The organism is Halorhabdus rudnickae, assembly GCF_900880625.1.
Lineage (GTDB): Archaea > Halobacteriota > Halobacteria > Halobacteriales > Haloarculaceae > Halorhabdus > Halorhabdus rudnickae.
The window spans coordinates 354,856-381,420 of record NZ_CAAHFB010000006.1 but is presented as its reverse complement, the minus strand read 5'-3'; the positions used below and the strand labels follow the sequence as shown (position 1 = coordinate 381,420).

Sequence of the window (26,565 nt, the reverse complement as noted above, 5' to 3'; positions counted from 1 at the left end):
ATCGCCGCTGAGAAGCCGGTGAGCGACGCGCTCGGACCCGCTTGTCGGCACGACTTCAGACGGCTCCGTCGAAGCGGTCCCGATCGGGCCAGCTGTCGACTTCCCCCATGGCTCGGAGAAGCGTTCGCTGGGCGGCGACGTTGAACTGTCCGAACACCTGGTCCGGGGATCGCCCGTTGAACAGGGCCAGAAGCGTCAGCGATTCGTTTCGATCGTGTGCCAGGAAAGCGTAGCTGCCGGGTAACGACCCATTGTGCCACAGTACCGTTCCGTCTCCGGGGCGGTCGACGAACCAGCCGAGCCCGTAGTACTGGTCGGTCCCCTCCCAGTGACTCACGTCGGGGCGGGCGAGCATGGTCTCTCTCGTCTCCGCCTCGAGGATGTCCGGGGCCCCATCGAGCCCGTCGACGCCACGCACGAACCGCAACAGGTCGGGGGCCGACCCGACCCAGCCGCCGTCGGCGTCTAAGGCTTCCCCGAGAACGCCGGCGCCGTACGGGCGCGGGACCGCCCCCTCGCCAGGGAACGGTGACTGGACCGTGGCGTGACTCAGGTAGCGGACTTCCCCCTTTCGGAGGTTCTCCTTTCGGGTCGCGCCGATCGCCAACTCGTCTGCACCGAGGGGCTCCAATACGGCCTCACGGACGTGCGTCTCGTAGTCCTCGCCGGTGACACCCTCGATGATCCGCCCCAGGACGCAGTAGCCGACGTTGGCGTACTGGAAGTCCGTCCCGGGATCGTACCCGAGGTCCTGAGTCAGCATGAATTCGACCGTGACTTCGGCGCTGGCCGGCGCTTTTGACCCCTGTGCTTCGGCCACCTGGATCGGCGCGAAGACCGGATCGAACCCAACGGTCGCGTTGCTCCACCCGGCCGTATGGGAGAGGAGCTGTCGAACCGTGATCTCCTCGACGCGGGGGTCGGCCGGCCCTTCCTCGGGGAGCAGATCGGAGCGAATCTCGAAAGCCCGATCGGAGAGCGCCAGTTTCCCCTTCTCGACGAGGTCGAGGGTCGCGACGGCGGTGATCGGTTTCGAGAGGCTCCCGATCCGAAAGTACGCATTCGGTCGGACCGGTTCGTCGCTGTCAGGGCCGACGGTCCCGTACCCGCGGGTAAATGCGAGCCGTTCGTCGTCCATCACGGCCACCGTCGCTCCGGGGATCTCCCACTGCTTCAGCAACGCGGGGAGTACCTCGTCGAAGGCCTCGACATCGCCCGGCTGTCCGGTCGTCGGCAGGTCCCTGCTCGATTTCGTCGTCTCTCCTGTAGTGCTCACATCGCCCGGGGTCGTCGGTCTGGCGGTCGGTTCTGTCGTCGTGGTCGCGTCACTGATCGTGGTCGGGGTGTCGGCGTTCGAACAGCCGGCGAATCCGGTGAGTACTGCGCCGAGACTCGCGAGTATCGACCGTCTGGAGGGCCTGTCCATACGATCCGTGCCCGGGAAGTCCCAATCAAAGTTTGGGAGCCGGAAGAGACCGGGTGACTGAGGCCACCCGTCGGTCGGTTTCGCGGCGGTGCCTGAGATCGGCCCTGTCGGAGTCGGGCTTCGATGGAGCATCTCGGCGGTCTTCGACGGAGTGTCTCTCTCGTATCCGGTCTGGGATCGAGTCCGGACACCGTCTGCTGTCCGTCCGGTTTTCGTCCCGAAGAGCGGGCTATACTGACGTCTGTTGGCAGCGAGTGCACTGATCGCTACTTTGATTACCGTCACAGTCGGATCGAAGGAATATGGCATCGTCACTGGCCGTCGTCATGACCGGCAACGACAAGGAAGCCGACCTGCTCGAGACTGCGGCCAACTTCAGCATGTGCCGTGATTCGGACCTGCTCGTCTTGCGCCTCGCTTCGCCTGACGAGTACGAGGAAGTCGCAGACACGATGGAAACGATCGGCAACGTCGAACACACCAGTTACGGCGACGACGACATCCGGGACGGTCTCAAGAACGACGCCCAGAAGGCCGCAGCCGAGGCGACTGATGGGATGGAGATGTCGACTGACGTCCTGTTGCGCGTCGTCGACGACGACGAGCGGGCCGACGCAATCCTCGAGGTCGCCCGCGAGAACGACTGTGATCACGTCTTTCTCGTCGGCCAGCGGCGCTCGCCGACGGGCAAGGCGCTGTTCGGGGACGTCACTCAGAAAGTCATCCTCAACTTCGAAGGCGAGATCACGCTGTCGATGGAGTGATCGACTCTCCGCGGGTCGTGCTTTCACTACTCACGGTAGCGTCGAGAAACCCTCATGGTCTTGCCTCTTCTGCAAGTTCTTTGTGTCACGTGGTCGGAGGGTCACATATGGCAGCGAGTGCCTCTCCCCTCACGGCCTGTCCAGAATGTGGAAGCGACGATCGTGAACACGTCGGGACCGAGCGGGTCCCCGGCGGCACCGACTGGCGATACTTCGCCTGTGAAGACTGTGGCCACGAGTGGCGCGCGTGATTGACTGGACGGCCCGTCGATTCGACTACCGTCGATCCACATTCTTTAGACAGTAGCAGTCGTCGTCTCGCCCATGGCAGGCGCTGGCGTCGGTCGTCGTCTCGAAGGGGTTGTCGCACGATACTTCGACGTGGAATTGCCCGCCACAAGCGGCCGTCCACCCTTCGTTGGGCCACTTCCCGACTGGCTCGAGGACCTCGGCCTGCGGCTCGCCTGGCCGATCGCCCTGCTCAATCTCCTCGGTACACTCTTCGGGTTCTGGTACTACGCCGGACGACCGTTGAACGTCGCGTCGCCGTTGGTCGAGGGACAACTCGGTGCCGCACCGCCCGCCGCCTGGCCGCTGATCCCCGACAGCCCGGTGGCGACGCTGTTGATCGGGCTCTCGCTGATCGCCTGGCGACTCGACGTGCGGGCGAACTGGCTGCACGTCCTCGCCTTCTTTGGCTGTATCAAACTCGGGTTCTGGACGCCGTTCGTGCAACTGTTTCTCAACGGTCCCGAGGGGATCGCCACCTGGCTGTACGTCTTCCTGATCACCAGCCACCTGGCGATGGGCCTCGAAGCGTTCCTGATCCACCGCTACGCCACCTTCTCACTGCCGGCGATTACCATCGCTGTCGGCTGGTACGGTCTGAACGATCTGGTCGATTACTTCTGGCCAGTGCTTGAGGGACCACATCACACCTGGCTCCGGGCCGAGCCCTACGTGAACGGGGTGTTCGATCACACCGTCGCCGCACACGATCTCGCGGCCGTCGCCGCGGTCGGACTGACCATCCTCGCGACGGTGCTTGCGCTCCTCACTCGCCGCATCCAGATGCGGGAACGAAACGGACGGAACGCGTAATCACTGTCCGGCGCGGTACTCGCCGTGTTTGACGCCGACCAGGAGCGTCACCAGGCCAAAGACCGCCAGCCCGCCCGAAACCATCGCGACGGTGCTCGTTTGCATCGGACTCATTTCGAGGCACACGGCGAGAGTGAGTTATCGATGGGCATCAATCCATTCGCAGAACGCTTCGAAATCCGCTGCACCGGCATCATCGGCGATATCGTGGAGTGTGCCAATACTGATCGAGTCGTGGGCTGGAACGGTCACAACGCGGGGGTCTGTATTCTCGTGGCTTTCCGGTGGCTTCCATCGTAGAATCAGATGGTCACCAGTCGTACGCACGTGCCGAAAGCCACCAACATTGACAAGTACTTTGTATATGTCTTCGCCGGAAAAATCTCCCGTCACCATCGCTACTGCAAGACATCGGGGAGTTCGTCGTCCTGGGATCGGGCGACTTCGGGATCGACACCCAGATCACGAATTTCGTCGTCGGTCGGAGGATGGCCTCCGCTGCCTTCTACTGCCTCGACAACGGCGTCAAGGTTGTCAAGTGCGACAGCTCGGCTCTCTCCCTGAGCAGTTACTCCGACGCGAAGATCACGGGCCGTCCATTGCCCGTTCGGATTCTTCAGTAAGCGGATCTCTCGATCAGGAGAATCCGCGTCGCCCGAGTCGGCTTGTGCCATAGCTACTCGTACTTTGCCAGGATGCAAAACGTTTCGGGCATCACCAGTTGGCACGACCCGTCAATGTTCGATACGCAGTCCTATTGAACGGTTGTTTCACTACAACTGCGATCGAATACTATCGTTTCAATCCCTTACGACGACGGCCAGATCGCCCTCGGTCTCGATCAGTTCACCCTCGCCGGCGTAGGTGTGTTCTTCGCGGACCTCGAAGGCATCGTCCTCGAGGGTGATGTCGCCGGCGTGTAACTGGTCGCCGTCGATCTCGTAGTCGCCCTGGCCGATCGCCGCCTCGATGTCGCCGACCTGATCGCCGTACTTGGGGCCGATCGTCGCGTAATCGAGATCGATGTCGGCGATCTCCGTGCCGATCTCGGGGGACTCGTCGCTGACGGTCAGTTCCTCGACGTGCATCGCTCCGCTGATGGCTTCCTCGAAGCCAGTCACGTCGGCGAAGACCTCCACGCGGTCGAGATCGGCGTTCAGCGCGAGGCCCTGCTCGGTTTTGTACCGGCGCAGCGCCCCGATGACGGCCATCGCTTGCTCGCCGGCCGCGATGTCGGCCTCGTAGCCCCGCGGTTCGGGCCAATCGGTCGTGTGGATCGAACTCGTCGTTCTATCGGCGTAGCGGGCCTGCCAGATCTCCTCGGTGACGTGGGGCAGGAAGGGAGCGAACAGCTTCAGGAACGTGCGATGGGCGACCGTCAGGGTGTACGCGGCCGAATCGTCCCCGCGCTGTTTTGCGATTTCGAGGTAGTCGTCACAGAATGTCGACCAGAAGAACGTCCTGAGTTCGTCTCGGGCCTTCGAGAACTCGTAGTCCGCGAGCTTCTCGGTGAGGCTCTCGACGGCCTCGTCCAGTCTCGCCAGCAGCCAGCGGTCGATCGCCGCCAGTTCGTCCGGTTCGTCGGGATCCGTTTCGGGGGCGAGTTGATCGACGAGCTTCGAGGCGTTCCAGAGCTTCTGGAGTAAGCGCTCGCCGGCTTCCAGATCGTTCTCCTTGAACGGGAAGTCGTCGCCGATGGAGGTCCCGGCGGCCCAGTAGCGAGCGGCATCAACCGGGAACTCTTCAAGCACTTCCGCGGGCGAGACCACGTTGCCCTTCGATTTGGACATGGCCTCGCGGTTCTCGTCGAGCACCATCCCGTTGACCATCACCGACTCGAAGGGCACCTCTCCGGTATGCTCGTAGCACTTCACGATCGTGTGGAACAGCCAAAAGGAGATGATGTCGTGGCCCTGGGGCCGGAGATTCACCGGGTACAGTTCCGGGTTGTCGAAGGTGAACGCCTGGGCGTCATCGTCCCAGTCCCAGCCTGAATTGATGAGCGGGGTCAGCGACGAGGTCGCCCAGGTGTCGAAGACGTCCTCCTCGGGGGTGAACGAGTCGCCACCGCACTCGGGACACGTCTCGACGGGCGGGTCGTCGCTGAGGGGATCGACCGGCAGATCATCACGGTCGGCGAAGATCGCCTCGCCACAGTCCTCGCAGTACCACACCGGGATTGGGATGCCCGAGTCGCGCTGGCGGGAGATACACCAGTCCCACTCTAAGCCCTCGATCCAGTGCTGGTAGCGGGAAAACATCTTCTCGGGGTACCACTCCATCTGTCGCCCTGCATCGAGGTACTCGTCGGTCCGGTCGAGCATCTCGACGTACCACTGCTCGGTGACGAGGTACTCGACTTCGTGCTCACAGCGCTCGTGGACCTGGACCGTGTGCTGGTGGTCACGACTCTCCAGGAGGTACCCCTCGCTGTCGAGGTCCTCGATGATCTCCTCGCGGGCGTCCTCGGTGCGCAACCCCTCGTAGTCGCCGGCACGGTCGGTCATCGTGCCGGACTCGTCGATGGCGATCCGCAACTCCAGGTCGTGGGCCTGGTACCACTCGATATCGGTCTGATCGCCGAAGGTACAGCACATGACCACGCCGCTGCCAGTCTCTAAGTCGACCCGGTCGTCCTCGATGATCGGGACTTCTTGGCCGAAGAGTGGGACTTCGGCGGTCCCGCCGACGAGGTGTTGGTTCTCGTCGTCGTCCGGATGGACGAAGATGGAGACGCAGGCCGGCAGGAGCTCGGGCCGCGTCGTCGAGATGGTCAACGTCTCGCCGTCGTCAGCCTCACCGTTTCCGTCCTCAATCAACGGGAAGGCGATGTCGTTGAACGTGGTGGCCTTGTCCTTGTCCTCCTGTTCAACCTGGGAAATCGCTGTCTCGCAGTCAGGACACCAGATCGTCGGCGCGCGCTGTCGGTACTCCCGTCCCTGCTCGTATAGATCGAGGAAGGATAGCTGGGAAAGGCGCTGGACGCGGGGCTCGATCGTCTTGTAGGTGTTGTCCCAGTCGATCGAGATGGCAAGCGATTGGACGTTGTCGGTGAAGGCGGCCTCGTAGTCGGCACAGACGTCCCGGCACTTCTCCTGGAATTCGCGGCGCTCGAAGTCCTGGTGGCGGATGCCAAGTTCCCGTTCGGTCAGGCGTTCGGAGGCGATGCCGTTGTCGTCGTAGCCAAAGGGGAAGTACGTCGTATCCTTTGCCATCCGATGGTAGCGGGCCACGAAGTCCTGCAGGGTGAACTGATAGAGGTGGCCCATGTGCAGATCGCCCGAGACCGTCGGCGGCGGCGTGTCGATCGTGAACTGCGTGTCGGCGTCGGGCGTCTCGGGTTCCTCGTAGGCGTAGGTGTCGTTCTCGACCCAGTAGTCCTGCCATCGGGGTTCGACCTCGCCGGGGTCGTAGTCCCCCTCGAGCGTGGGTTCGGGCGTCGGTGCGTCGTCGGTATCGGCGTCGTGGTCCGTGCTCATTGTTTCTCCGTTGGTGGTCGGTGATTTCCGTGTTCCGCATTCGCTGGCTGGTTGGTGTCCGATCGTGGGCCGGGACAGAACGTGAGGAGAGTGGTGGGGCTAGGCCGCCCCTACTACGGTACGTGCGTCCACAACAGGGTCGGTTTGCGGCGTAGCGCGGCCGGTGTTTTGGACGTACCGTCGCATACATCCGACTCGACGTTCCTCCGGATTGAGTGTTTCGTGTTGGATCGGCTCGAAGCAAGTGTCCATCGCGAATTGTCACGAACACAACCCCTTTGGCCGCCGATCAGCCAGCACAGCCATGGAGCCAGCCGAAGTCGAATCCCGCATCGAGTCGGCGATCGACGACGCGGAGGTGACGGTCACCCACCCGCGACCTAACGACACCGAACACCTCGCCGCCGAGGTCATCTCACCAGCTTTCGACGGGAAGACTCTCGTCGAGCAACACGAACTGGTCTACGACGCCCTCGGGGAAGCGATGACGACGGAGATCCACGCGCTGAAAGTGACGACTCGCACGCCGGCGGAAGCCAACTCGGGCAGTGATGGCACTGAAAACTGCTAGCACGTCACAGGTAGGGGCGGATGTTGCTCCGTCCCCAACCGATAGGCGGCCTCACCGCGTGACACTGACGATGTCATCAGACGCCACATCCGGGTCCGCATCCGTCGCCGACCGGGTCGATCGAGCCATCGCCGAGAACGAGGTCGTGCTGTTCATGAAGGGCACGCCACACCGTCCGCAGTGTGGGTTCTCCCAACGTGCGGTCGGGTTGATACGTGACCATCGCGACGACTTTGTGACGGTAAACGTCCTCGATGCGTTGCCCGCCTATCGCGACGCCCTGGCGGAGCAAAGCGGCTGGGAGACGATTCCACAGACCTACGTCGACGAGGAGTTCGTCGGCGGGAGCGACATTTTACAGGAACACGAAGAGAACGGCGACCTGGCCGAGGTTCTACACGCCTGAACGGGCTGTCCGGAGACCCAAGTCTCGGCTAGGTTCCCGCACCCGAGACGGCGACATCGGGCCGCTCGCCGGAGTGAGCACGAACCCAGAGTTCGCCGATCCGGGAGAGGCGCGTCCGGTAGGACTTGCCGTGCTCTTCCTGTTCGATGTAGCCCTTTCCACCGGGACCGAGGCGATCGACGTTGTAGAGGACTTTCGAGCGGAAGCTGTCGGTATATTCCTCGCCGAGGTCTTTCGCAAGTGTCTGTGCCAACTCGGAGACCGACTCGAACTCGCCGTGTTCGCCCAGCGTGAAGAGGATGAGCTCCTCGAAAGGTTTGACATTCGAGAAGGAGGCGACGGGGATCTCGACCATGTAGCTGCCGTCGATCTCCTTGGCGCCGATGGTCGTTCCGCGCTCGTCGAACTCTTTGATGAGTTCTTGGGCGCTCGTCAGGCGTTCGTCGATCTTTTCGGAGTCGATGTCGCCGGCAAGCCCTTCCAGCAGGTCGATCTGTTCGCGCAGCTCTTCGGCGAGTTCCGTCTCGAGATACTTCTCGGGAGCGGTGTAGTAGGTGTGGATCCGCTCGCGGTCGCCCTCGCGTTCGACGGCGATGGAGTGGGCGGCCGTCGCGAACGCGAAGCTCACTGTCCGGGGCATCGCGGAGATGTTGAGCCAGACATCGGCGTCCGGATCTCGGTCGAGTTCGGCACTGATCAGTGAGAAGCCCTGCTCGAAGGCGGCGTCGTAGTCATAGACGTCCTCGACGAGGATGCGCTCGGTGTTCGAGCCAAGCAGGTTCTGGAAGTCTTTTTCCAACTGGCTGGTTAGCAGCCGGGAGTATTCGGCGTTGGCCTCGTTGCCGATGGCGCCTTCCAGCAGGATGGCGCGGTCGACGGTGCGTTGTTCCCGGACCAGCGGCGCGATGAGTCGGTCGTAGTCGAACCCGACCGGGACGATGTGTGTTTGCATGGTGGTGAATTCTCAGGTAGTGGTTTAAACGTGTTCAGTCCGCGCGAAGTCCCTCATAGAGTGTCGCGTCAGCCTCAGCACCGGCCGTCGTTACCAGCGAGACACCGACTGTCAATGCGAGCCCGATTCCCATTCCGACGAGACCCGCTTGCCAGCCCCAGTAGGTCGCGGGCACGACATCAGTGAACGTCGCCAACAGGTAGAACGCCTGACTGACGCCGACGCCGGCGAGCATGCCGGCCCGGGTCGTCCCGCGCCAGTACAGCGCGACGAGTACGGGCAGAGTCAACTGGGCATAGCCTTTGAATGCCGTCGCGCCGATCTGGATGAGCGTCAGATCCGTCCCGAGACTCATCGCCAGCGCGATCAGGGCGAAGGCGACGACCGCCAGCCTGGCGACGAGATCCTCCCGGCGGTCGCTGGCATCGGGGTCGAGGAAGGGCCGATAGAGGTCCCGGGTCAGGTACGACGACCCAGACAAAAGCATCGAATCACTGGAGGACATCATCGCGGCCATCGCGCCTGCAACGACCAATGCCGCGAACCACGTCGGCGTGAAGGCGTTCAGCAACGGCGGGAGGATGTTGCCCCTGGCGTTGGGCGTAACCCCGAGTCCCGTTGCCCACGCGCCAAGAATGAACGCGGGGACGAACAGCAGGATGACCAACAGTGGCCACAGGGCGAGCGAGCGCTTGAGGACGCGCTTGCTCCGGGCGACGAAGAAGCGCTGGTTGATCTGTGGGAACATCGCGACGCCGAACCCGATCGCGATCGCCATCGAAAGCATGTATTGGGGGGAGTACAGCCCGCCACCCAGCGAGAGGAACTCGGGGTTGACCTTGCCCATCGCGCTCGTCAATTCGCCCGAGCCGCCGGTCGTGACGACGATCCATGCCAGCGCGAGCCACACGAGAACAAGCATAAACAGGCCCTGGAGCGTGTCCGTCCAGGCGACGCCGCGCATCCCCGCCAAGACGACGTATCCGATCATGAACGCAGTGATCAACGCTGCCCCCGCCCAGTAGGGGATCGCCCCTTCCGTGAGCGATTCCAGCGCCCGGCCGGCCCCGACCTGCTGGAGCATGACGTACTCCAGCAGCCAGAAGAGGCTGATCGCGGCGACCAGGCCCCGGAGCGCCCGTGAACCGAAGCGATCGCCCAGCATCTCCCCCACTGTGACGTAGTCGTGTTTCCGGCCGATCAGCCACTGCTTGTAGCCCATGACGTACCACAGGATCCCGAAGATGACGCCGTCCATCAGCCCCATCACGAGGATCCACTCCGGACCGGCCGCAAACGCCAGGTTGGGGCCGCCGAAGAAAGTAAAGGCCGATAGCAACGTCGCGAAGGTCGTAAACAGAAGGACAACCGTTCCGATCGTCCGACTCGCCAGGTAGTAGTCCTCGGCTGAGCGATCGGTGAGGCGGTAGGCGAACAGGCCGACCGCCAGGGCGAGCAGCAAGTAGCCGACGACGATTGCCATCTGCAGGGCGACGTTAGCCATCGCGAACCCCTCCTTCGACGCCGATGCCCCAGGCGTATCTGGTGAAGGCATAGAAGACGATCGCCGTCAGCCCCATCCAGCCGATATGCCACCACAACCACAGCGGGAGGCCAGCGACCACGGCGTCGTTGCCCCACAGGAACCAGGGGATCGCCAGGGCACACAGGCCGAGCCCGACGCACACCCAGAACAACTCTTCGCGAGTTGCCGTCATACGAACGTAGTTTGTCTACGTTCGGGTATAATAGTTATCACTCTCCACCAATCTGCCGGTTCGAAAAGAAAATATGTTCAAAACGTCGGGGGACTCGTCCGCCGTTCCCGTCCGCTCGGCGGGCCTGTCTCTGTCCCGACAGGTATTTGCTGGCCCGTGACATAGGGATCGCTGTCCATGCATTCGGCCATGGCATCATCATCACGTCCCATGACGGGGCAGATCATCAATGCAGGATTCAGCGAAATATCTCATTCACGCACGTTTCGAGGCAAACGGGGTGGTCGAGCGAAGTGACGTCGTCGGCGCGATCTTCGGCCAGACCGAAGGGCTGCTCGGCGAAGACCTCGACCTCCGGACCCTTCAAGAATCCTCGAAAGTCGGGCGTATCGACGTCGAAGTCCAGACCGAGGCGGGTCGTTCCCGGGGCGATGTGACCATCGCTAGCGGGCTCGACCGCGTCGAAACGGCGATCCTCGCGGCCTCTCTGGAGGCGATCGACCGGGTCGGCCCGTGCCGGGCCGACGTCGAAGTGACCGAACTCGAGGACGTTCGGACCGCAAAGCGCCGGGAGATCGTCGACCGCGCCGAGCAACTGCTGGCAGCCTTCGACGAGGAGGCCGTCTCCAGTGACGAACTCGTCGAGGAGGTCCGTCGCCGGGTGCGTGTCGATCGCATCACCGACTACGAGGGGTTGCCCGCTGGGCCGCGTGTGACCGACAGCGACGCGATCATCGTCGTCGAGGGTCGGGCGGACGTCCTGACGATGCTGGAGTATGGGATCAAGAACGCCGTCGCCGTCGAAGGGACGGATGTCCCCGATGCGATCGCCGACCTCACGCACGATCGAACGGTCACCGCGTTCTTGGACGGCGATCGCGGGGGCGACCTCATCCTGCGCGAACTCGCCCAGGTCGCCAGCGTCGACTACGTCGCCTTCGCACCGGAGGGGCGTTCCGTCGAGGATCTCTCCCGATCGGAGGTGACTGGCTCGCTCCGGGAGAAGGTGCCCTACGAGGCCGTTCTCGAGGACGGGACGGTCACGGCTGACTCCGACGCGACCGACCGAACGAGCCTCGACTCCTCGGATTCGAGCGACAGCGAGACTGACGATCAGACACCGTCAGACGGGACCGACACAGCACAATCTCCGTCTGACGACGTCTCGGCGGAGAGAAAGACGACTGGTGACGGATCCGAGACGGACACTGCCGGCGACGGAGCAGTCGTCACCTCGTCCGGGAACGGATCGGCTGTCGAGGCGGCCGAACCGACCTCGGCGTCGGAGAGCGAGGACGAGTCAGCGACGACGGGGGAAACCGACGGGGCAGTCTCGGCGACGGCGGACGACGCGGTAGCGACGACGGCTGCGGCCGACGAGGGAGCGGCAACGCCCCAGGCTGACGAGAGAGCGACGGTGGCGACGGACGGTGAGACAGCCACGACGGCCCAAAACGAAACCGAATCTACGGCGGTTGATCAGGCCGGCGAGACGCTCGACGATCACGTTCAGGCAGTGATCGGAGACAGCGTCGAGGCCGTCCGGTTGCTCGATGACTCCCTGGCGACGCTCGCCGAGTCCCCCGCCGGAGAGGCGTTCGAGGCCGTCCGGGGTGCCGATCCGGTCCCGGCAACGGTAGTCCTCGACGGCGAGGTCACCCAGCGATTGCTGGACGTCGCCGCCCAGCGCGGCGTCTCCCGTATCGTCGCCACGTCGGCCGGCGAGTTCGTCAAACAGCCGGCGAGCGTCCGGGTTTCGGTCGTCAGCGAAGCGTGAGGGCGGCTGCGGACGGGTTCCGGCCTACAGTCGTCGCCGGAGCAACAGCCCGGCCCCCGACCCGGTCTCGTAATGGTCGGGTAGTTCTTCGAGTACCTCGAAGCCACAGTCCCGATAGAACGCCCGGGCGGCATCGTCGTCGGCCCGTACTGTAAGTCGGATTTCCGTCACTCCGTCCGCTGTCGCCCGCTCGGCGGTCCTCTCGATGAGCACTGTTCCGATCCCCTGCCGTTGCCAGGCCGGTGTCACGGCCAGTTCGGGAATATAGGTAATCTCGTCTGCCGTCAGCGCCAGCGCATAGCCGACCGGGTCGTCCGTTTGCGCCGGCTGATCGACCCGCGCGACCAGGGCCAGCCCGGCCCCATCGACGGCAACAGCCAGGAGGTCTGGCGAGGGTTCGGCGAGGACTGCCCGCTGGATCGCACGTAATCGAGGCCGGTCCTCGGGTGTGGCGACGTCGATCGTGACCTCGGGTGTCACGCCACGAGCCCCGCGAGGACGAACAGTCCGCCGACCAAACCGGCGACGAGGGTCGCCAGGAAGTTCACGCCCTGGTTGCTCAGCCAGCGCCCCTCCAGCGTCGCCCCGAGCAGGCTGTCGGCCGTCATGCCGAGAATGCCGCTGCAGACGATCGCCACCGCGCCCGCCGGCCCGATCGTCTCGAAGGCGACGGCGGCGATGATTGCGATGATCGCCGCCCCCGAGATTCCGGCGAGTTCACCCTGCCAGGTGATCGCGCCGTCGGTCCCGGGTTCGACCCGTTCGAAGGAGGTGATCAGCCGCGGGGCGTCGTAGAGGCCGCCGAACTCACTGGAGAGAGTGTCGCTCATCGCCGCCGCGACCGATCCGGCGAAAACGAACAGAAACACTCGGGGGGGCAGCCCCGTCAGTTGCGGGCTGGCCGCGGCTGCGAGGACGGCCACCAGCGCGACCAGCGAGTTGGCGAGAACGTTGCCGCTGCCACGAGCCCCCTCGTTCTCCTGGGCGATGCCGCGTTGGACCTTCTCGTCGTATCTAAATTTGCTCGCCAACCCGCCGCCGCCGAAGAAGGTTATCAGCATGGCGAACCAGCCGTAGTCCCCCACGACGATCGTCAGCAGGCTGAGCAACACGCCTGTCAGCATGCCTGGGAGCGAGGCAGTCTCCAGTGCATAGGAGACGTACCCGAGCGCGGCCGTGATCGCCAGCGCGACCGTGATGCCGAACGTCGTCACCGAGATCGCGAGATCCGAGAACAGCCACAGCAGCAGGCCGATCGAGATGAGAACCAGCGGATCGTCCCGCTCGAATAGCACCGATCGGAGGAGGGCGCCCAGTAGAGCCGCGCTGACGGCGAGAAAGACCGTCTCTGGAAGGTGAAGGCCCGACCCGACGATGGCACTACTCGCCAGCAACCCAGCGACGCCAGCGACGGCACCGCCGGTGACGAATCCCGCCGTCGCACCGAACGGATCGGCGCCGAGGTTCCGTGCGACGTGGGTGGCGAGGTTCCCCACGCCCAGGACGAGCGCGGCGGCCACGGGAACGACGACTGGCATGTCGAACTGGAAGGCCAGTAGCCCGAGGGCGGCGATCGCGAGTGCGAAGCCGGCGAGTCCGTACAGGCGTCCGTCCCGGCGATCCCCGGGCCTGGCGAACAGTTCGAAGAGGATGCCCGAGTCGACGACCCAAAGCGCGGCCGCCGCCACCAACAGGAACGGGGCAGTCGCCGCGATCGTGGCGATGGCCCGATCGGCCAGGCTATCTGCGACGGGCATGATGGCCGTCCCGGCCGCGACGGCCGCGAACGCCCCCGAGCGTCGGACTGCGGTGGTCACTGTCGGCGGTTTTCCCCGAGAGGTACTTACCAGTTCCGACCCACGCCCGTCCCGTGGCCTTCTTATCGGCCCGGTCACAAGCGCTCTCCGTGGGCATCTACGACCGCTACCTTGCCGCCCGGATCCGCTACAGCGACGCCGCCACCCCCGACCGAGTCGCGATCGTCCTCACGGAACGCGACCTGCTCGAACAGGGTGCCTACGACACGCTGGAAGCCGTTTTCGAGTGGGCTTTCGAATACGGCGCCGAGAAACTCACTGTGTACGTCAGCGTCCTCGACGAGGATGCCGTCCCGACGCTGCGGCGTGAACTCGAATCCGTCGACGCGCCGCGGCCGGTTGCCGTCCGTGGTCCCGGTGACGACCAGACTGTCGAGGCACCGATCGCTGTCTCGATCGGCCTCGGCGGCAAACACGAGTTCGCCGCTGCCGTCGAGGCGCTGGCACGCGAGGTCGACGCCGGCGAACTCGATCCGGACGACATCGACGAGGCCGAGATCGAGTGTCGACTCGTCTTCCCGGCCGATCCCGATCTCGTGATCAAGACTGGTGCCGAGCGGCTCTCGGACTTCATGATCTGGCAGTCGGTGTACTCGGAACTGTACTTCACCGACGTCAACTGGCGGGATGTCCGCAAGCGCGAGTACCTGCGGGCGATCCGGGACTACCAGCAGCGCCAACGTCGCTTCGGCCAGTGATCGGTGATCGCGGCGGCCGATGACGTTTTATCGGTGTTTCGACGCCGCCGACCGCTTCGAGACCGGCGCCGTTGTCGCGGTGGCCGACCTCGTTCCGTCCGTGTCTCGATCCCGTCGACCCGCGTGCGAAGCGCCTTTGCTGTGGGGGCGGAAACGTCTTCACATGGTCGAGTCCTACGAGGCGGTGGTGTACGACCTCGACGGGACGCTCGTCGAACTCGATGTCGACTGGGCGCTGGTGACCCGCGAGGTCGCCGACCGCCTCGAGAACCACGGGGTCGCGACGGATGGGGCGACGCTGTGGAACCTGTTGAAGCGTGCTGATGCCGCCGGCGTGGGTGAGGTCGCTGAAGAACTCGTCGCGACTCACGAGCGAGTGGGCGCTCACACCTCCGAACGACTCCCGCTGGCCGACGAACTCCCCCTGTCCGTCCCGGTTGGTGTCTGTTCGCTGAACGCCGAGACGGCGGTCCGCATGGCCCTCGAACGGCACGGGCTGGTCGAGGCAGTTGAAGCGGTCGTCGGCCGGGATTCCTTGGCGCCCCACAAGCCCCAACCTGAGCCGCTGTTGGCCGTGGTGAGTCGGCTCGGCGTCGATCCGGCCGAGACGCTGTTCGTCGGCGACTCCGAGACCGACGAAATCACTGCCGAACGGGCCGGGACGGCGTTTCAGTACGTCGAGGAGCGACTCGGCGAGTGATTTCCGCTACTCGGCTCGGTCCTTGGGGAGAGACTACCGAGAGAGCGACGCTCTATCGAGGCCTCGAAAGGCTTCGCCTTTCGGTGGTTTTGATGTGGACTTCCGGCAATCAACCCTCGGCGGTTGGCCGATAGCCGTCGCCGTTCAACATTCCACATTCACGGACATCTACTAGTACGTCTCCGTTCCCCGACGTGGGCGAGGAACGCAGTCTATGCTGTCGCTTCGCCATATACCGTAGACCGACGTTGTTCACGCCGTTGTAGTCGGCGTTGATTTCGTACCCACACTTCAGACACTAGAACTTCTCGCCGGTACGGTTGTCTTCATGTGTGAAGCCACAGTCGGTGTGCGAACACCGCGGACTGGTGTGGTCTGGTCCACCTGTTCAACTGCGACACCCCGTTCTGGGGCCTTGTACTCGACGTATTTGAGAAGGAGGCGTCAGCCGAGACGACCTCTGGCGAACGGGATCGCGCCGTTGCCGAGACCAGTCCGGACAACCGTGGGCCCCGGGTCCGGACCGAACCGGCCGATGCCGGTAATTCGGTCGACGCAGCGGCCTCGGTCCGGGAAGCCGCCAAGGATGGCCGAACCACCGTCGAGTCACGAGGCCCTCCGACAGTCCGTTCGCGCGGGGGAAGCGACCGCGCTCGTAGTCTTCGTCTTCGACGCCACTGCGTCGCTGCGTCCGGCGATTCGGGCGGCCAAGGGGACCGTCATGGAGCTCATGCGGGAGGCCTACCAGGAGCGAGACGTAGTCCTATTCGTCGCCTTCGCCAGCCAGAATGCCGAGGTGTTGCTCGTGCCGATCAACAGTGTCTCGCTGGCGGCGCGCCACCTCAAAAACCTCCCGACAAGCAACCGGACGTCGCTCCCAGACGGCATCGAAATCGCCCGTCGAGTGATCGACCGCGTGGACCCGGCCGCCAGCGTCGGGGTTCTCGCCACCGAGGGGGCGGGCGAACGTCGCCGAAGACAGCCCGACTGAGGCCACGCAGGACGCGGCGGGGGCTCGCCGGGACGATCGACCGCGTCCTCACCGTGGACGCGAGCGATTCGGACGATCGTACCGGGCTGATCGACGACCTCAAGACCGTGACCGAGAGGAACGTCTTCTCGCTCTCGAAACAGTCCGCCGATCGGGTGTCCGAGAGCGTTTGGGACGTTTGCGACGTGGCGAGTGAGTGCGATCCGGGTTTAATAGAACCAGAAAGCCCCCGCTCGCTTAAGAAGGCTGTACCTAATTGACTCCATCTTGGCGCTGTCTTGCATTCAACAAGCCATCTATCTTCCGAAGCTGGTATCTGGTCAGTGCACGTTGATGACAGTCGGAGGGTTGAGAGCGACTTTGGTGACCTCCCCATCTACCGATTCAGATATCTTCTGTACCTGTTTGTTCAGGCTCTCAGTGGTTCTCACATCCGAATCCTGAACTTCTCCGTCAGAGACCGACACGACACCGTACTTTTCCTTTTCTTCTTTCGTTATATCTCCGGGGTGAACACTTCGAGTACCTTCTGCGTCCTTGTTGTCGGTGGTGACTTCTCCCCCGTCGCCTTCTTCTTGCCAGAGGGAGACATCGAATCCGACCTTGGTCCCGGGAACCAGGTGATTGACTTTGTTGGTGAACGTGCCTTCGATTGAAATGTGACCCGCCGTCGGCGAATCACCGGTCCTCAAAGCAAATCGCTGATAGTGCGCCATCTTGGACGTTTGTGCCTCATTGGGAAGATACCCCCAAAAGTCATCTTTGTGTGTGAGTTACCTTAACACCGTTGTCGATGCTGTGTTTCCCATCGTCCTTCTGGAGGGAATCTGCCAAGTTATTCAGGCCCAACAAGGCACCTGCAGCGACTCCAGTCCACGGATTACTCGTGGCTAGACTCACTGCAGAAGAGCCTGCAATGTCGAATGCTGGTTCGACCCAGGCGGGCAATTTGGGGTCACCATCAGAGCCAGCGTGTTGCTCGAATCCACGGAATCCTTCCGTAGGATCAGGAGAATCGAATTTACTGGTAGAATTGACTGCTTTAAATGTGGTATAGTTGAGGGAATCTTTTCCCACCCATTTGTCCCCTCTTTTTCTGACGTATCCTGCGGCAGAATTAAGCCCGACGTGAGCCTGCCAACCATACGTTGACTCCTTGAATACATTTAGAATCCTCAGGTCCGACCCTTGGAAGACTTGTTCACTAGTAGCGCGGATGCCCCTACAATTATCGGACCCCTTTTTCTTGTCGACAATTTCGTTCGAGGTATATTTCTCCAAGGCATCAAAAACGTTGACCGTCGCCCGAGTGGCGCCGACTACTGGCGTCGATAGTCCAATACTGACTGCTCCTATGCCTTTCAGGAATGAGCGTCTTCCCTTCATCACATATGCTTATTTTTCCTATAATAGTAATAAAGGTTACTGTTTATATTTTGTACATTTTAGCCCCGGACTGATTTCGGTAGCCTCTCGTAGGTGCCACTCAACTGGTCTTGTATATCGATGCAGTAGGCAACCGAGTGTATTCCTAAGGGATGGCTTCCTGTCTACCCGCGTCCAGCAACCATTTCGTGCTGAGCGATAGACGTGGCTCTTTGCCGGATGACGGCACTCGTAGCGTGAAAACGCCGTCTTTGCGCGAGTCATCGAATTGGTTCCACTGGTCGCGCTTGTTTACCTCCAGAAATCAAATCAGCAATCGAGAACGATGGGAACTACCGACTTTTACAGATTAATCCACTGGATAAAACGCAGCATCAGATTCTTCAATAGTTAGTGTCAAGCGATACATTGATGCTCTCTCCGTCTCGTCGCGACGCACTCCGAATGATTGGCCTCACCGGTATAACCAGTATCGCTGGTTGCAGTTTGTTCAATTCTAGGGGTGGGCCGAACGTACAGCCACCCGATTCACTTGGCACGACGTGGTCGCCATCGGCCGATGCATGGAGTTTCCCATACGCAGATGTAAAGAACACTGCACGGAGCCCCCACAGACTACAGACGCTACCGATCGTAACGTGGCAGGACCATGTAACCCCTGATAACCCCGGTTCACAAATATCGGGCGAACTCATTGCTGCGACTCCGAATCAGGTGATTAGCGCTGTTCGGTTTGACCATGAAATCCAGCTACGTGCATACGATGCCGTTGATGGCACACGACGGTGGCATCGGCGCATCCAGTATCCATCTGGCCTCGCAACGCCACAATTCGGGGGCCTCGTCGAAGATATCATCTATCTGACTGATGGAAGTACCGATGTTATCGCCATCAATGAAGCCGACGGCAAGGTTCACTGGCGATGGAACCTCTATGAACGAGTTGCCGATGAAGTTCCGAGCAAATTCCTGTCTGCACCTGATTCGCCGTTTTTGCCCCTCCCGTTTGCGACACCGGAGACCGTGTATGTTCAGAGTAGCTATGGGGTGCATGGGCTCGCTCCCGAAGATGGGGCCGAGCAGTGGCGGATATATCTCGGCAGACAAACCGATGAAATGACTCTTGGATATCCCTTTGGCTTGGCTGTGACTGATCGACGAATATGGGCTAGCTATGGTGGTGGCGTCCAATCGGTGTTTACAATCGAACTAGCGGATGGCAACCCTGAGATCAATCGGATTCGCCTGCCACTGTCCAACCCTTCGAGCCCGGTCGTCACGAGCGGGAGCGAAGCCGTTCTCACGAACGCGACTACCTGGGCAACGAGGCCCGAAAAGACGCTGGCGGTTGGTGTGACCGAAGATGGCGGGATGTGGCAGTTCCCTGGGCATGCGGGAGAGGGGGCATCTGCGTACTCATCACTAGCAACGGATAACAAGCGAGTGTTTATCTGTGAGTGCCATGCGAAGTCAGAGCGGTTGGTCGTATTCGCCTTACGGGCGGCGACTGGTAAGCTCGAATGGGTCTTCCGTAAGTCACTCGCACAGCGAGACGTGTCGGTTGGCGCTGGTCGGGAATTTCGACTTTCCCAACCTGCTGTGACTGGTGACAGTCTACTCGTGGGTTATGGGAATAGCCCTTACGCAGCGACGGGAGAAGGAGAAATTATCGCCCTTTCACGTACAGGAGGGGATATTCAATGGCGTACCGATCTCCCGGTCGCTCCCCGATATCTAGCGATGACAAACAATGGCCTCTACGTCGGTGGCCAACAAGGCAGCGTCGTTGCGCTTGCTGATGACGATTCGGAATGATACGACTCCTACACCTATTGGATTTGAAGGCCGTACTTGTTCGAAGCTGTTGTTGGAAGCGGGCATGTTCAGCCGTTTGGGCTGACTCCGCGGCGGCATTCCTCCACCGCCCCGCTGAATCCGTCTCACTTCATCCTACTGTTGCTGGCGTGCATACAGGTAGACGCCGACCGCCGTCAGAAACCAGACGACGGCCCCGGCCCGGACGGCGAACAGCGCCTTGTCGCTCCAGGTCGGCAGCGTCGCACCGAGCGAGACCAGTGCGACGACGGGCGCGCCGCCGACGATCGTCAGGACGAAGGTGATCTGCAGGACCCATCCGTGATCGACGCCCTCGGGGTCGGTACTCCCAATACGATCCGGCACACGCCTTCGTGGGGTCGGCCAGTCCTTGCGTCTGTCGGTCACGAGCCTTCGAGCAGCGTCACACTCCTGGCCTCGTAGGTCTCCTTGAACGCGCCGGGAGACCCGCCGAGACTGACGGTCCCCGCGTCCGTTTCGAGTGTGAGTCCGTTCTCCAGGGGGAATGCGCCCGTCACTGGTTCGACGAGGTGCTGGCGGGTGCCCACGACGCGACCCGTGACGGTCTCGGGCTCGTCGTGCGCTCGTCCGGAGCCGACCGCGGCTTGCGCCCTGATTGGCCGGTCGTCGCGCAAATACAGCGTCGCGTCCAGCACTGCTTTCCAGAAGCGGGGGCCGTACGTGTGTGGGAGCGAGCAAGGACGGCGGATCGCCCGTTCGGTCGACGTCCGCCACAGCGTCCCGAGGACGAAGGCGAGGACCTTGCTCGCGACGGTGAAGTTGTCGAACGCGATGGGGTTGACGTCGGCGTGTTCCGCCCCGGGGATCGACGTCGGCGAGACCACCCCCCGCCGCTTGTCGACGGTCACGACCGTCGGGAGCGGGTATGCCACCGTGTTGACGATCGAGCCGCCCCCCGCGTATCCGGCCCCGTTCTCACCGTCTCCGACCGCCAGCAACACGAGGACGCCACGATCGAGCGCCCGTTCGAGGGGTGCGATCAGTTCGGGGAGGGAGGCGACGGATGTGGCGATCACGATCTCTTCGTCTGCCCGCGCCAGCAGGTCGACGGTGCGTTCGACCACCGCCTCGCCGGATTCGAGGACGTCGATCGTCTCGAACGCCGTCCCCTGTCCGTATTCCCTGTTCACCGTCGAGAGGGCCGCCGCCAGCGCGGCGGCGCGTTCGTCGGGAACGTCGACGGCGAACCGCGTTTGCACTGTCGTCTCGGCCGTCTGCTCGTCTACGGCCACCAGCCCCTTCGCTTCGAGTCGATCGCACACTCGTCGGATGCGGCTCTCCGGGACCTCGACCGCGGACGCGAGGGCGTCGACCGCCGCCCGCTCGTGCCTGACGACGGCGAGGTAGGTCCGCGCTTCCGTCCGGGAGAAGCCGAGGTACTCGAGCCCGTCTACCAGTTCGGAGCCGTCGATCATCCCCACGATGTACTATCGCCCGCCCGTTAACCATTGGGACTACCAGTTACGTGCCGGACGGCGGAGTGACGTTGACCGGGCGGGTTTCGAGGGCGGTGGGAACCCGAAGGCGTAAGACCGACCCGCGAGGATTTCGAGACATGCCAACCGTCAGGGACGTTCGGGAGAAAGCCGGCGAGGAGCCGATCACGATGCTGACGGCCTACGACGCCACGACCGCAGGACTGGCCGAAGCCGCGGGCGTGGACGTGCTCCTGGTCGGGGACAGCGTGGGCAACACGGCCCTGGGACACGATACTACGTTACCAGTCACTGTCGAGGAGATGGAAAGTCACACCGCTGCGGTCGTCCGCGGGACCGACGACGCGCTCGTCGTCGCCGATATGCCCTTCCTCAGCGTCGGCGTCGATCAGAGCCAGTCGATCGAACACTGTGGACGCATGCTCAAGGAGGCCGGCGCGAACGCCGTCAAGATCGAATCCGGTCCCCACACGGTCGAACTGACCGAGCGCCTCACCGATCTGGGGATTCCCGTCGTAGCCCACCTCGGACTGACGCCACAGCACGTCAACCGCCTGGGATACACTCGCCAAGGTACGAGCCAGGAGGCGGCCGAGGAAATCCGCGAACTTGCCCGTGCCCACGAGGACGCCGGTGCCTTCTCGCTCGTCCTGGAACACGTCCCCGCCAACCTCGCCCGCGTCGTCACCGAAGAGCTATCGATCCCGACGATCGGGATCGGCGCTGGTTCCGATACCGACGGACAGGTTCTGGTCGTCGACGACGCCGTCGGGCTCAGCGAGTCCCCGCCGCCGTTCGCCGAGGCCTTCGGCGACGTTCGTGGGGAGTACCGCGACGCGCTCGCGGGCTACGTCGACGCCGTCGAGGAGGGTTCGTTCCCGGCTGGGGAACACTCCCACGTCGAAGCGGACCTCGATCTCGACGCTGCCTGACCGTTCCCCATTGGACACGGATCGGTGTGAACCGCTTTTCTATCTGTTTTCGATTACGGCACCCCGTGTGGGGGAAATCAGCGGTATATTTATATACTACTAGAACTAACTCTGGGTAAGCATGGAGCTCACCGAGCAGACGGTCGGCGATGCGGCGATCCGCCGGTTCGACTACGAGGACGCGACGACCTTCGCGGCCGACCTCGGCGTCGATGGGACTGTCGACGTGGTCGGCGACACCGCGATCGTTGTCACCGACGACGATCAGTACGATATTTCGGTTCCCGACGGGGAGACCGTGACAGCGTTTATCAACAACGGCGTTCTTACCATCGAGGTGAAAGGATGAAACTCACTGTCAAACCACTCAAGCAGGCCCAAGCCGGTCGCAGTCTGGCCGCGGTCGATCGCGCGGCGATGGACGAGTTGGGCGTCGAGAACGGTGACTACGTGGTTCTGGAGGGACGCGAGGGCCGGGCCGTTGCCCGCGTCTGGCCGGGCTATCCCGAGGACACGGGTGACGGAATCGTCCGGATTGACGGGCAACTCCGCCAGGAGGCCAACGTTGGTATCGATGACCATGTCTCGGTCGAACCCGCAGATGTCAACCCCGCTCGGTCGGTGACGGTTGCCCTCCCCCAGAACCTCCGGGTACAGGGCGACGTGGGGCCGATGCTCAAGAAGAACCTGAGCGGCCAGGCCATCACGCAGGGCCAGACCGTCCCGGTAAACTTCGGGCTGGGACCGCTGTCCTCGATGCGGGGCCAGCGCATTCCGCTGAAAGTCGCCGAGACCGACCCCTCGGGTACGGTCGTCGTCACGGACCAGACCGAGATCGAGGTGAGCCAGATGCCCGCCGAGCAGATCGTCGGCGAGACCGAGACGGAGGGTCGGGAGACGCCGGACGTGACCTACGAGGACATCGGTGGCCTCGAGGAGGAGTTAGAGCAGGTCCGGGAGATGATCGAGTTGCCGATGCGCCACCCCGAGCTGTTCAAACAGCTGGGCATCGAGCCGCCGAAAGGCGTCCTCCTGCACGGTCCGCCAGGGACCGGCAAGACGCTGATGGCCAAGGCCGTCGCCAACGAGATCGACGCGTTCTTCACGACGATCTCGGGGCCGGAGATCATGTCGAAGTACTACGGCGAGAGCGAAGAGCAACTGCGGGACATGTTCGACGAGGCCGAAGAGAACGCCCCTGCTATCGTCTTTATCGACGAGATAGACTCCATCGCACCCAAGCGTGACGACACCAGCGGCGACGTCGAACGCCGCGTCGTCGCCCAACTGCTTAGCCTGATGGACGGCCTCGAAGAACGGGGCGACGTGATCGTCATCGGCGCGACCAACCGGCTGGATGCGCTCGATCCCGCCCTGCGTCGGGGCGGTCGCTTCGACCGCGAGATCGAGATCGGCGTCCCGGACAAGCGTGGTCGCAAGGAGATCCTGCAGGTCCACACCCGCGGGATGCCCCTGAACGAGGAGATCGACATCGACGAGTACGCCGAGCGCACCCACGGGTTCGTCGGCGCGGACATCGAACAGCTCGCAAAGGAGAGCGCGATGAGTGCGCTGCGACGCATCCGTCCGGACATCGACCTCGAGAAAGACGAGATCCCGGCCGAAATCCTCGAATCCTTAGAGATCACCGAGGACGACTTCGCGAGCGCGTTGCGGGGCATCGAGCCCTCCGCGCTCCGGGAGGTCTTCGTCGAGGTGCCCGACGTCAGCTGGGAGGACGTCGGCGGACTCGAAGACACCAACGAGCGCCTCCGGGAAACCATCCAGTGGCCCCTGGAGTACCCGCAGGTCTTCGAGCAGATGGACATGGAGTCCGCCAAGGGCGTCCTGCTTTACGGGCCGCCGGGGACCGGCAAGACGCTGCTGGCGAAGGCCGTCGCTAACGAGGCCCAGAGCAACTTCATCTCCGTGAAGGGGCCCGAACTGCTAAACAAGTACGTCGGTGAGTCCGAGAAGGGCGTCCGCGAAGTGTTCAGCAAGGCCCGTGAGAACGCCCCGACCGTGGTGTTCTTCGACGAGATCGACTCCATCGCCGGGGAACGGGGGGCAAACATGGGCGACTCGGGCGTCGGCGAGCGCGTCGTCTCCCAGTTGCTGACGGAACTCGACGGACTCGAGGACTTAGAGGATGTCGTCGTGATCGCCACGACCAACCGGCCGGACCTCATCGACGCCGCGCTCCTGCGTCCGGGACGGCTCGACCGCCACATCCACGTGCCCGTCCCCGACGAGGAGGCCCGTCGGAAGATCCTCGAGGTTCACACCCGTGACAAACCACTGGCCGAGTCCGTGGATCTGGACGACCTCGCGCGGCGCACGGACGGCTACGTCGGTGCCGATCTGGAGGCCGTCGCCCGCGAGGCTGCGATGGCTGCCACGCGAGAGTTCATCAACAGCGTCGATCCCGAGGAGGTCGACGATAGCGTCGGGAACGTCCTCATCGACGAGAGTCACTTCGAGGCCGCCTTCGAGGAGGTCGGCCCGAGCGTCGACGAGGAGACCCGCGAACAGTACGAGGAGATCGAACAGCGCTTCGACAAACGCGAGGGTGAACTCGACGAACCCGAGGTCGGCAAGACCTTCCAGTAGTCCAGACTCACTCGCGAACGATCTCCATCCCACCCTCTTCTTCCGTTTCGACGGTCCGGAGCCCGAGTTCGTCCAGATAGTCACTCGTGCGTTCCGGAACCGCCAGCCCGGCCGCCCGGCGCGCCCGGAGAATCGGCAGCGTCGAGCGGAGGTCCGCCGGGGTCGCGAGCGTCGGCATGGGGGCCAGGACGTCAGCCGACAATCCGGCCTCGACGGCCCCCTCGACAATCGTCTCGACCATCGGGGGTCGATAGCCGTCCGTGAAGTCGATCGTGTCGGTGAACCCGGCATAGTAGATCCCGCCGGCCGTCGCGGGACCGACGACCACGTCGTGTCGCCGGAGGGTCATCGCCGCCTGGTCGATCGTACTCCGGTCGACTAGCACCGCCGTCGGTTCCAGGACGCCGACCGATGACTCGCCCTCCTCTTCAAGTAGGTGAGTCACTGTGTTTCCCAGCCTGGCCGCGGGCGTCGACCCCACCTGGCGTTCGAAACGCACCGCGTCGGGGTCATCCAGTGCCGGCTCGACCGCGTCCCTGACTTGCTGCTGGGCATCCTCGGGATGCGTGACCAGCACCGCGGCACCGCTGGTCTCGGCGATCTCGACGACGTCACCCAGTGCTCGCCGGTAGAGTGTCGCCGCTTCGTCCTCGGTCAGTGGCGTCGCCGCCGCGAGGTCGGCGAGTGGGGCTCCCTCGACTGGCCGGTCGGCCCGAATCACGACTGTAGCCATGTCCCGCCCTCGGAGTGGCGGACTCTTGAACGCGCTGTTCGTGACGACGGCAAACGATAGTTTACAGTACTGTGTCACCTGGTACCGTTATACGTTCAGGTCGCGTACTTCGGACAGACAAATGCTCGTCGAGGATCTGATGTCGACCGACGTCGTGACGGTCGGGAGCGCCGCCTCGCTACGGGAGGCCGTCGGCCAGTTGCTCGAATACGGCGTCGGCTCGGTGGTCGTGCTCAGCGACGAGGGCAACCCGGTCGGAATCGTCACCGAGTCCGACGCGCTCCGGGCGGGCTATACCACCGAGCGGCCGTTCGCCGAGATCCCCGTCAGTAAACTCGCCCATCACCCCGTCGTGACGACCCAACCGTCGACGACGATCCAGTCGGTCGCCACGAAGATGGGAGACAACGACGTGAAGAAAGTCCCCGTCATGGACGGGCTGGAACTCGTCGGGATCATCACGCTGACCGACATCGTCCGGCACCTCTCGGCCATCCGCGTCGAGGCCGGCGAAGTGGCGACGTCACCCGACGAGTGGGACTTGGATTGATACGGACTGCTATACGTTATTTCCGACGCTGGCCTTTCGTCTGTCGGTAATCCCGGTCGAGTTCGCTCGCGAAGTGTTCGCGGAAGGCCCGCCACTGGTCGTCGGTCGCTACGTTCGGCGGGAGGGTGGGCAGAATCTCGAATCCGCGACCCCGGATCGTCGTCGCGTGTTCGGCGGTCACGTCGAGGTCCTCGACGCTTCGGGTCGTGTACTCGAAGGCCAGCGCGTCCAGCGCCCCCTGGCCGACGGCGACGATCAACTCGGGGTTGATCATCCGTAGCTCAGCGGTCCGGTAACCCTCGCAGCTGCGCCGCTCTTCGTCGGTCGCCTCGCGATCCGGATGACGACACCGGGTGACGTAGGTCAGGTAGACGTTTTCGAGGGCGGGCTCGGCACTTTCGGGCGCGGACTCGCTGAATCCCAGTCCGCCGAGCAGTTCCTGGATAGCTTCGCCGGTCTCGTCGCCCGTGAAGGGGACGCCCGTGCGGTCAGCGCCCGCCGTCGGTTCCGTGCCGAGGACGACCACGTCCGCCGCGACGTCACCGTAGCCGTGGACGACCTGCTCGCGTGTCTCGACGAGCGCCGGGCAATTCCGGCACGCCTCGTCCATATCGTAGGGGTTCCGTGGATCCGGTCCGTCTGCGCTCATAGTCGAGGGGTA

Annotated in this window: 30 protein-coding genes and 1 pseudogene; 14 read left to right on the top strand and 17 right to left on the bottom strand. The window is 63.3% G+C overall.

Annotated elements, in window-relative coordinates; genetic code table 11:
- Window positions 1-55: 55 nt before the first annotated feature.
- A complete protein-coding gene (locus BN2694_RS16870) occupies window positions 56-1,426 on the bottom strand; it encodes a serine hydrolase domain-containing protein (protein WP_167880082.1) in 1,371 nt (456 codons plus the stop codon).
- A 302-nt stretch (window positions 1,427-1,728) separates the two neighbouring features.
- On the opposite strand from BN2694_RS16870, the gene BN2694_RS16865 reads away from it, so the two are divergent.
- The 3 genes from BN2694_RS16865 (at window position 1,729) to BN2694_RS16860 (ending at window position 3,291) form a co-directional block, all read left to right on the top strand.
- Window positions 1,729-2,190, top strand: a complete 462-nt coding sequence (locus BN2694_RS16865; RefSeq protein ID WP_135667753.1) for a universal stress protein — start codon at window positions 1,729-1,731, stop codon at window positions 2,188-2,190.
- A gap of 107 nt (window positions 2,191-2,297) precedes the next feature.
- Window positions 2,298-2,441, top strand: coding sequence for a hypothetical protein (locus BN2694_RS17310; protein WP_167880081.1), 144 nt, complete (start codon window positions 2,298-2,300; stop codon window positions 2,439-2,441).
- Window positions 2,442-2,514: 73 nt separating this feature from the next.
- Entirely contained in the window at window positions 2,515-3,291 is a 777-nt protein-coding gene (locus BN2694_RS16860) for a DUF1405 domain-containing protein (protein ID WP_135667751.1), read from the top strand.
- Here BN2694_RS16860 and BN2694_RS18270 read toward each other — a convergent pair whose 3' ends face one another.
- From BN2694_RS18270 to BN2694_RS16845, 4 genes are all read right to left on the bottom strand, one after another.
- Window positions 3,292-3,405, bottom strand: a complete 114-nt coding sequence (locus tag BN2694_RS18270) for a DUF7333 family protein (RefSeq protein ID WP_449272222.1) — start codon at window positions 3,403-3,405, stop codon at window positions 3,292-3,294.
- Window positions 3,406-3,429: 24 nt separating this feature from the next.
- A complete protein-coding gene (locus tag BN2694_RS16855) occupies window positions 3,430-3,687 on the bottom strand; it encodes a type II toxin-antitoxin system HicA family toxin (protein ID WP_135667749.1) in 258 nt (85 codons plus the stop codon).
- Between the two features lie 2 nt (window positions 3,688-3,689).
- Window positions 3,690-3,965, bottom strand: coding sequence for a type II toxin-antitoxin system HicB family antitoxin (locus BN2694_RS16850; protein ID WP_135667747.1), 276 nt, complete (start codon window positions 3,963-3,965; stop codon window positions 3,690-3,692).
- Window positions 3,966-4,091: 126 nt separating this feature from the next.
- Window positions 4,092-6,770, bottom strand: a complete 2,679-nt coding sequence (locus BN2694_RS16845) for a valine--tRNA ligase (RefSeq protein WP_135667745.1) — start codon at window positions 6,768-6,770, stop codon at window positions 4,092-4,094.
- A 304-nt stretch (window positions 6,771-7,074) separates the two neighbouring features.
- Here BN2694_RS16845 and BN2694_RS16840 point away from each other — a divergent pair, with 304 nt between their 5' ends.
- Together BN2694_RS16840 and BN2694_RS16835 are read left to right on the top strand one after the other, a co-directional pair.
- The gene (locus tag BN2694_RS16840) at window positions 7,075-7,341 is read left to right on the top strand and encodes a BolA family protein (protein ID WP_135667743.1); all 267 of its coding nucleotides are present in this window, start codon (window positions 7,075-7,077) and stop codon (window positions 7,339-7,341) included.
- Window positions 7,342-7,411: 70 nt separating this feature from the next.
- On the top strand, window positions 7,412-7,747 hold the full coding sequence (locus BN2694_RS16835; protein WP_135667741.1) for a glutaredoxin family protein: 336 nt from the start codon (window positions 7,412-7,414) through the stop codon (window positions 7,745-7,747).
- A gap of 28 nt (window positions 7,748-7,775) precedes the next feature.
- Here the strand turns inward: BN2694_RS16835 and BN2694_RS16830 are convergent, their stop codons facing one another.
- From BN2694_RS16830 to BN2694_RS16820, 3 genes are read right to left on the bottom strand one after another with little or no spacing between them, the layout of a single operon-like run.
- Window positions 7,776-8,699 carry an HFX_2341 family transcriptional regulator gene (locus BN2694_RS16830; RefSeq protein ID WP_135667740.1) on the bottom strand — a complete coding sequence of 308 codons (924 nt, stop codon included), beginning with the start codon at window positions 8,697-8,699 and terminating at the stop codon, window positions 7,776-7,778.
- Between the two features lie 34 nt (window positions 8,700-8,733).
- A complete protein-coding gene (locus tag BN2694_RS16825; RefSeq protein WP_135667738.1) occupies window positions 8,734-10,203 on the bottom strand; it encodes a sodium:solute symporter family protein in 1,470 nt (489 codons plus the stop codon).
- Complete coding sequence (locus BN2694_RS16820) at window positions 10,196-10,417, bottom strand: DUF3311 domain-containing protein (RefSeq protein WP_135667736.1); 222 nt, start codon at window positions 10,415-10,417, stop codon at window positions 10,196-10,198. The genes BN2694_RS16825 and BN2694_RS16820 overlap by 8 nt, the downstream gene beginning before the upstream one ends.
- Window positions 10,418-10,646: 229 nt before the next feature.
- Here BN2694_RS16820 and dnaG point away from each other — a divergent pair, with 229 nt between their 5' ends.
- A complete protein-coding gene (dnaG, locus tag BN2694_RS16815; RefSeq protein WP_135667734.1) occupies window positions 10,647-12,194 on the top strand; it encodes a DNA primase DnaG in 1,548 nt (515 codons plus the stop codon).
- A 24-nt stretch (window positions 12,195-12,218) separates the two neighbouring features.
- On the opposite strand, the gene BN2694_RS16810 is transcribed toward dnaG, so the two are convergent.
- Window positions 12,219-12,674 carry a GNAT family N-acetyltransferase gene (locus tag BN2694_RS16810; RefSeq protein ID WP_135667732.1) on the bottom strand — a complete coding sequence of 152 codons (456 nt, stop codon included), beginning with the start codon at window positions 12,672-12,674 and terminating at the stop codon, window positions 12,219-12,221.
- Entirely contained in the window at window positions 12,671-14,011 is a 1,341-nt protein-coding gene (locus BN2694_RS16805; protein ID WP_135667730.1) for a DUF92 domain-containing protein, read from the bottom strand. The genes BN2694_RS16810 and BN2694_RS16805 overlap by 4 nt, the downstream gene beginning before the upstream one ends.
- Before the next feature lie 89 nt (window positions 14,012-14,100).
- Here BN2694_RS16805 and BN2694_RS16800 point away from each other — a divergent pair, with 89 nt between their 5' ends.
- Both BN2694_RS16800 and BN2694_RS16795 read left to right on the top strand, forming a co-directional pair.
- Window positions 14,101-14,709, top strand: a complete 609-nt coding sequence (locus BN2694_RS16800; protein ID WP_135667788.1) for an undecaprenyl diphosphate synthase family protein — start codon at window positions 14,101-14,103, stop codon at window positions 14,707-14,709.
- Between the two features lie 163 nt (window positions 14,710-14,872).
- Entirely contained in the window at window positions 14,873-15,409 is a 537-nt protein-coding gene (locus tag BN2694_RS16795; RefSeq protein WP_135667728.1) for an HAD family hydrolase, read from the top strand.
- Window positions 15,410-15,518: 109 nt separating this feature from the next.
- Here the strand turns inward: BN2694_RS16795 and BN2694_RS18200 are convergent.
- A pseudogene (locus BN2694_RS18200) lies at window positions 15,519-15,853 on the bottom strand (zinc ribbon domain-containing protein); the annotation flags it as partial.
- A gap of 142 nt (window positions 15,854-15,995) precedes the next feature.
- Here BN2694_RS18200 and BN2694_RS16785 point away from each other — a divergent pair.
- Entirely contained in the window at window positions 15,996-16,400 is a 405-nt protein-coding gene (locus BN2694_RS16785; RefSeq protein ID WP_135667726.1) for a hypothetical protein, read from the top strand.
- A gap of 320 nt (window positions 16,401-16,720) precedes the next feature.
- On the opposite strand, the gene BN2694_RS16780 is transcribed toward BN2694_RS16785, so the two are convergent.
- Window positions 16,721-17,116 carry a hypothetical protein gene (locus BN2694_RS16780; protein ID WP_135667724.1) on the bottom strand — a complete coding sequence of 132 codons (396 nt, stop codon included), beginning with the start codon at window positions 17,114-17,116 and terminating at the stop codon, window positions 16,721-16,723.
- 40 nt (window positions 17,117-17,156) lie between these two features.
- Window positions 17,157-17,786, bottom strand: a complete 630-nt coding sequence (locus BN2694_RS16775) for a hypothetical protein (RefSeq protein ID WP_135667722.1) — start codon at window positions 17,784-17,786, stop codon at window positions 17,157-17,159.
- Between the two features lie 444 nt (window positions 17,787-18,230).
- On the opposite strand from BN2694_RS16775, the gene BN2694_RS16770 reads away from it, so the two are divergent.
- Window positions 18,231-19,601 carry an outer membrane protein assembly factor BamB family protein gene (locus BN2694_RS16770; protein WP_167880080.1) on the top strand — a complete coding sequence of 457 codons (1,371 nt, stop codon included), beginning with the start codon at window positions 18,231-18,233 and terminating at the stop codon, window positions 19,599-19,601.
- 135 nt (window positions 19,602-19,736) lie between these two features.
- Here the strand turns inward: BN2694_RS16770 and BN2694_RS16765 are convergent, their stop codons facing one another.
- Window positions 19,737-19,967, bottom strand: a complete 231-nt coding sequence (locus BN2694_RS16765) for a DUF5822 domain-containing protein (protein WP_135667718.1) — start codon at window positions 19,965-19,967, stop codon at window positions 19,737-19,739.
- 38 nt (window positions 19,968-20,005) lie between these two features.
- Window positions 20,006-21,058, bottom strand: a complete 1,053-nt coding sequence (locus BN2694_RS16760) for a TrmB family transcriptional regulator sugar-binding domain-containing protein (RefSeq protein ID WP_135667716.1) — start codon at window positions 21,056-21,058, stop codon at window positions 20,006-20,008.
- A 140-nt stretch (window positions 21,059-21,198) separates the two neighbouring features.
- Between BN2694_RS16760 and panB the strand changes: the two genes are divergently transcribed.
- The 3 genes from panB to BN2694_RS16745 all read left to right on the top strand — a co-directional run bounded on the left by panB (window position 21,199) and on the right by BN2694_RS16745 (window position 24,621).
- Window positions 21,199-22,011 (top strand): 3-methyl-2-oxobutanoate hydroxymethyltransferase, encoded by an 813-nt coding sequence (panB, locus tag BN2694_RS16755; protein ID WP_135667714.1) that lies wholly within the window; start codon window positions 21,199-21,201, stop codon window positions 22,009-22,011.
- Between the two features lie 121 nt (window positions 22,012-22,132).
- The gene (locus BN2694_RS16750; RefSeq protein WP_135667712.1) at window positions 22,133-22,360 is read left to right on the top strand and encodes a DUF7127 family protein; all 228 of its coding nucleotides are present in this window, start codon (window positions 22,133-22,135) and stop codon (window positions 22,358-22,360) included.
- The gene (locus BN2694_RS16745; RefSeq protein WP_135667710.1) at window positions 22,357-24,621 is read left to right on the top strand and encodes a CDC48 family AAA ATPase; all 2,265 of its coding nucleotides are present in this window, start codon (window positions 22,357-22,359) and stop codon (window positions 24,619-24,621) included. Before BN2694_RS16750 ends, BN2694_RS16745 begins: the two co-directional genes overlap by 4 nt.
- Window positions 24,622-24,628: 7 nt before the next feature.
- Here BN2694_RS16745 and BN2694_RS16740 read toward each other — a convergent pair whose 3' ends face one another.
- Window positions 24,629-25,354 carry a DUF2064 domain-containing protein gene (locus tag BN2694_RS16740; protein WP_135667708.1) on the bottom strand — a complete coding sequence of 242 codons (726 nt, stop codon included), beginning with the start codon at window positions 25,352-25,354 and terminating at the stop codon, window positions 24,629-24,631.
- A gap of 121 nt (window positions 25,355-25,475) precedes the next feature.
- On the opposite strand from BN2694_RS16740, the gene BN2694_RS16735 reads away from it, so the two are divergent.
- Window positions 25,476-25,904: a CBS domain-containing protein gene (locus BN2694_RS16735; RefSeq protein ID WP_135667706.1), complete on the top strand. Its 429-nt coding sequence runs from the start codon at window positions 25,476-25,478 to the stop codon at window positions 25,902-25,904.
- Window positions 25,905-25,920: 16 nt separating this feature from the next.
- Here BN2694_RS16735 and BN2694_RS16730 read toward each other — a convergent pair whose 3' ends face one another.
- Complete coding sequence (locus BN2694_RS16730; RefSeq protein ID WP_135667704.1) at window positions 25,921-26,553, bottom strand: uracil-DNA glycosylase; 633 nt, start codon at window positions 26,551-26,553, stop codon at window positions 25,921-25,923.
- Between the last annotated feature and the right edge of the window lie 12 nt (window positions 26,554-26,565).

Excerpts from the sequence above, each read along its gene's own strand:
- BN2694_RS16870 (WP_167880082.1), bottom strand. The coding sequence starts at position 1,426 with ATGGACAGGCCCTCCAGACGGTCGATACTCGCGAGTCTCGGCGCAGTA.
- BN2694_RS16865 (WP_135667753.1), top strand. The coding sequence starts at position 1,729 with ATGGCATCGTCACTGGCCGTCGTCATGACCGGCAACGACAAGGAAGCC.
- BN2694_RS17310 (WP_167880081.1), top strand. The coding sequence starts at position 2,298 with ATGGCAGCGAGTGCCTCTCCCCTCACGGCCTGTCCAGAATGTGGAAGC.
- BN2694_RS16860 (WP_135667751.1), top strand. The coding sequence starts at position 2,515 with ATGGCAGGCGCTGGCGTCGGTCGTCGTCTCGAAGGGGTTGTCGCACGA.
- BN2694_RS18270 (WP_449272222.1), bottom strand. The coding sequence starts at position 3,405 with ATGAGTCCGATGCAAACGAGCACCGTCGCGATGGTTTCGGGCGGGCTG.
- BN2694_RS16855 (WP_135667749.1), bottom strand. The coding sequence starts at position 3,687 with ATGGTGACGGGAGATTTTTCCGGCGAAGACATATACAAAGTACTTGTC.
- BN2694_RS16850 (WP_135667747.1), bottom strand. The coding sequence starts at position 3,965 with ATGGCACAAGCCGACTCGGGCGACGCGGATTCTCCTGATCGAGAGATC.
- BN2694_RS16845 (WP_135667745.1), bottom strand. The coding sequence starts at position 6,770 with ATGAGCACGGACCACGACGCCGATACCGACGACGCACCGACGCCCGAA.
- BN2694_RS16840 (WP_135667743.1), top strand. The coding sequence starts at position 7,075 with ATGGAGCCAGCCGAAGTCGAATCCCGCATCGAGTCGGCGATCGACGAC.
- BN2694_RS16835 (WP_135667741.1), top strand. The coding sequence starts at position 7,412 with ATGTCATCAGACGCCACATCCGGGTCCGCATCCGTCGCCGACCGGGTC.
- BN2694_RS16830 (WP_135667740.1), bottom strand. The coding sequence starts at position 8,699 with ATGCAAACACACATCGTCCCGGTCGGGTTCGACTACGACCGACTCATC.
- BN2694_RS16825 (WP_135667738.1), bottom strand. The coding sequence starts at position 10,203 with ATGGCTAACGTCGCCCTGCAGATGGCAATCGTCGTCGGCTACTTGCTG.
- BN2694_RS16820 (WP_135667736.1), bottom strand. The coding sequence starts at position 10,417 with ATGACGGCAACTCGCGAAGAGTTGTTCTGGGTGTGCGTCGGGCTCGGC.
- dnaG (WP_135667734.1), top strand. The coding sequence starts at position 10,647 with ATGCAGGATTCAGCGAAATATCTCATTCACGCACGTTTCGAGGCAAAC.
- BN2694_RS16795 (WP_135667728.1), top strand. The coding sequence starts at position 14,873 with ATGGTCGAGTCCTACGAGGCGGTGGTGTACGACCTCGACGGGACGCTC.
- BN2694_RS16785 (WP_135667726.1), top strand. The coding sequence starts at position 15,996 with ATGGCCGAACCACCGTCGAGTCACGAGGCCCTCCGACAGTCCGTTCGC.
- BN2694_RS16780 (WP_135667724.1), bottom strand. The coding sequence starts at position 17,116 with ATGGCGCACTATCAGCGATTTGCTTTGAGGACCGGTGATTCGCCGACG.
- BN2694_RS16775 (WP_135667722.1), bottom strand. The coding sequence starts at position 17,786 with ATGAAGGGAAGACGCTCATTCCTGAAAGGCATAGGAGCAGTCAGTATT.
- BN2694_RS16770 (WP_167880080.1), top strand. The coding sequence starts at position 18,231 with ATGATTGGCCTCACCGGTATAACCAGTATCGCTGGTTGCAGTTTGTTC.
- BN2694_RS16760 (WP_135667716.1), bottom strand. The coding sequence starts at position 21,058 with ATGATCGACGGCTCCGAACTGGTAGACGGGCTCGAGTACCTCGGCTTC.
- panB (WP_135667714.1), top strand. The coding sequence starts at position 21,199 with ATGCCAACCGTCAGGGACGTTCGGGAGAAAGCCGGCGAGGAGCCGATC.
- BN2694_RS16750 (WP_135667712.1), top strand. The coding sequence starts at position 22,133 with ATGGAGCTCACCGAGCAGACGGTCGGCGATGCGGCGATCCGCCGGTTC.
- BN2694_RS16745 (WP_135667710.1), top strand. The coding sequence starts at position 22,357 with ATGAAACTCACTGTCAAACCACTCAAGCAGGCCCAAGCCGGTCGCAGT.
- BN2694_RS16740 (WP_135667708.1), bottom strand. The coding sequence starts at position 25,354 with ATGGCTACAGTCGTGATTCGGGCCGACCGGCCAGTCGAGGGAGCCCCA.
- BN2694_RS16735 (WP_135667706.1), top strand. The coding sequence starts at position 25,476 with ATGCTCGTCGAGGATCTGATGTCGACCGACGTCGTGACGGTCGGGAGC.
- BN2694_RS16730 (WP_135667704.1), bottom strand. The coding sequence starts at position 26,553 with ATGAGCGCAGACGGACCGGATCCACGGAACCCCTACGATATGGACGAG.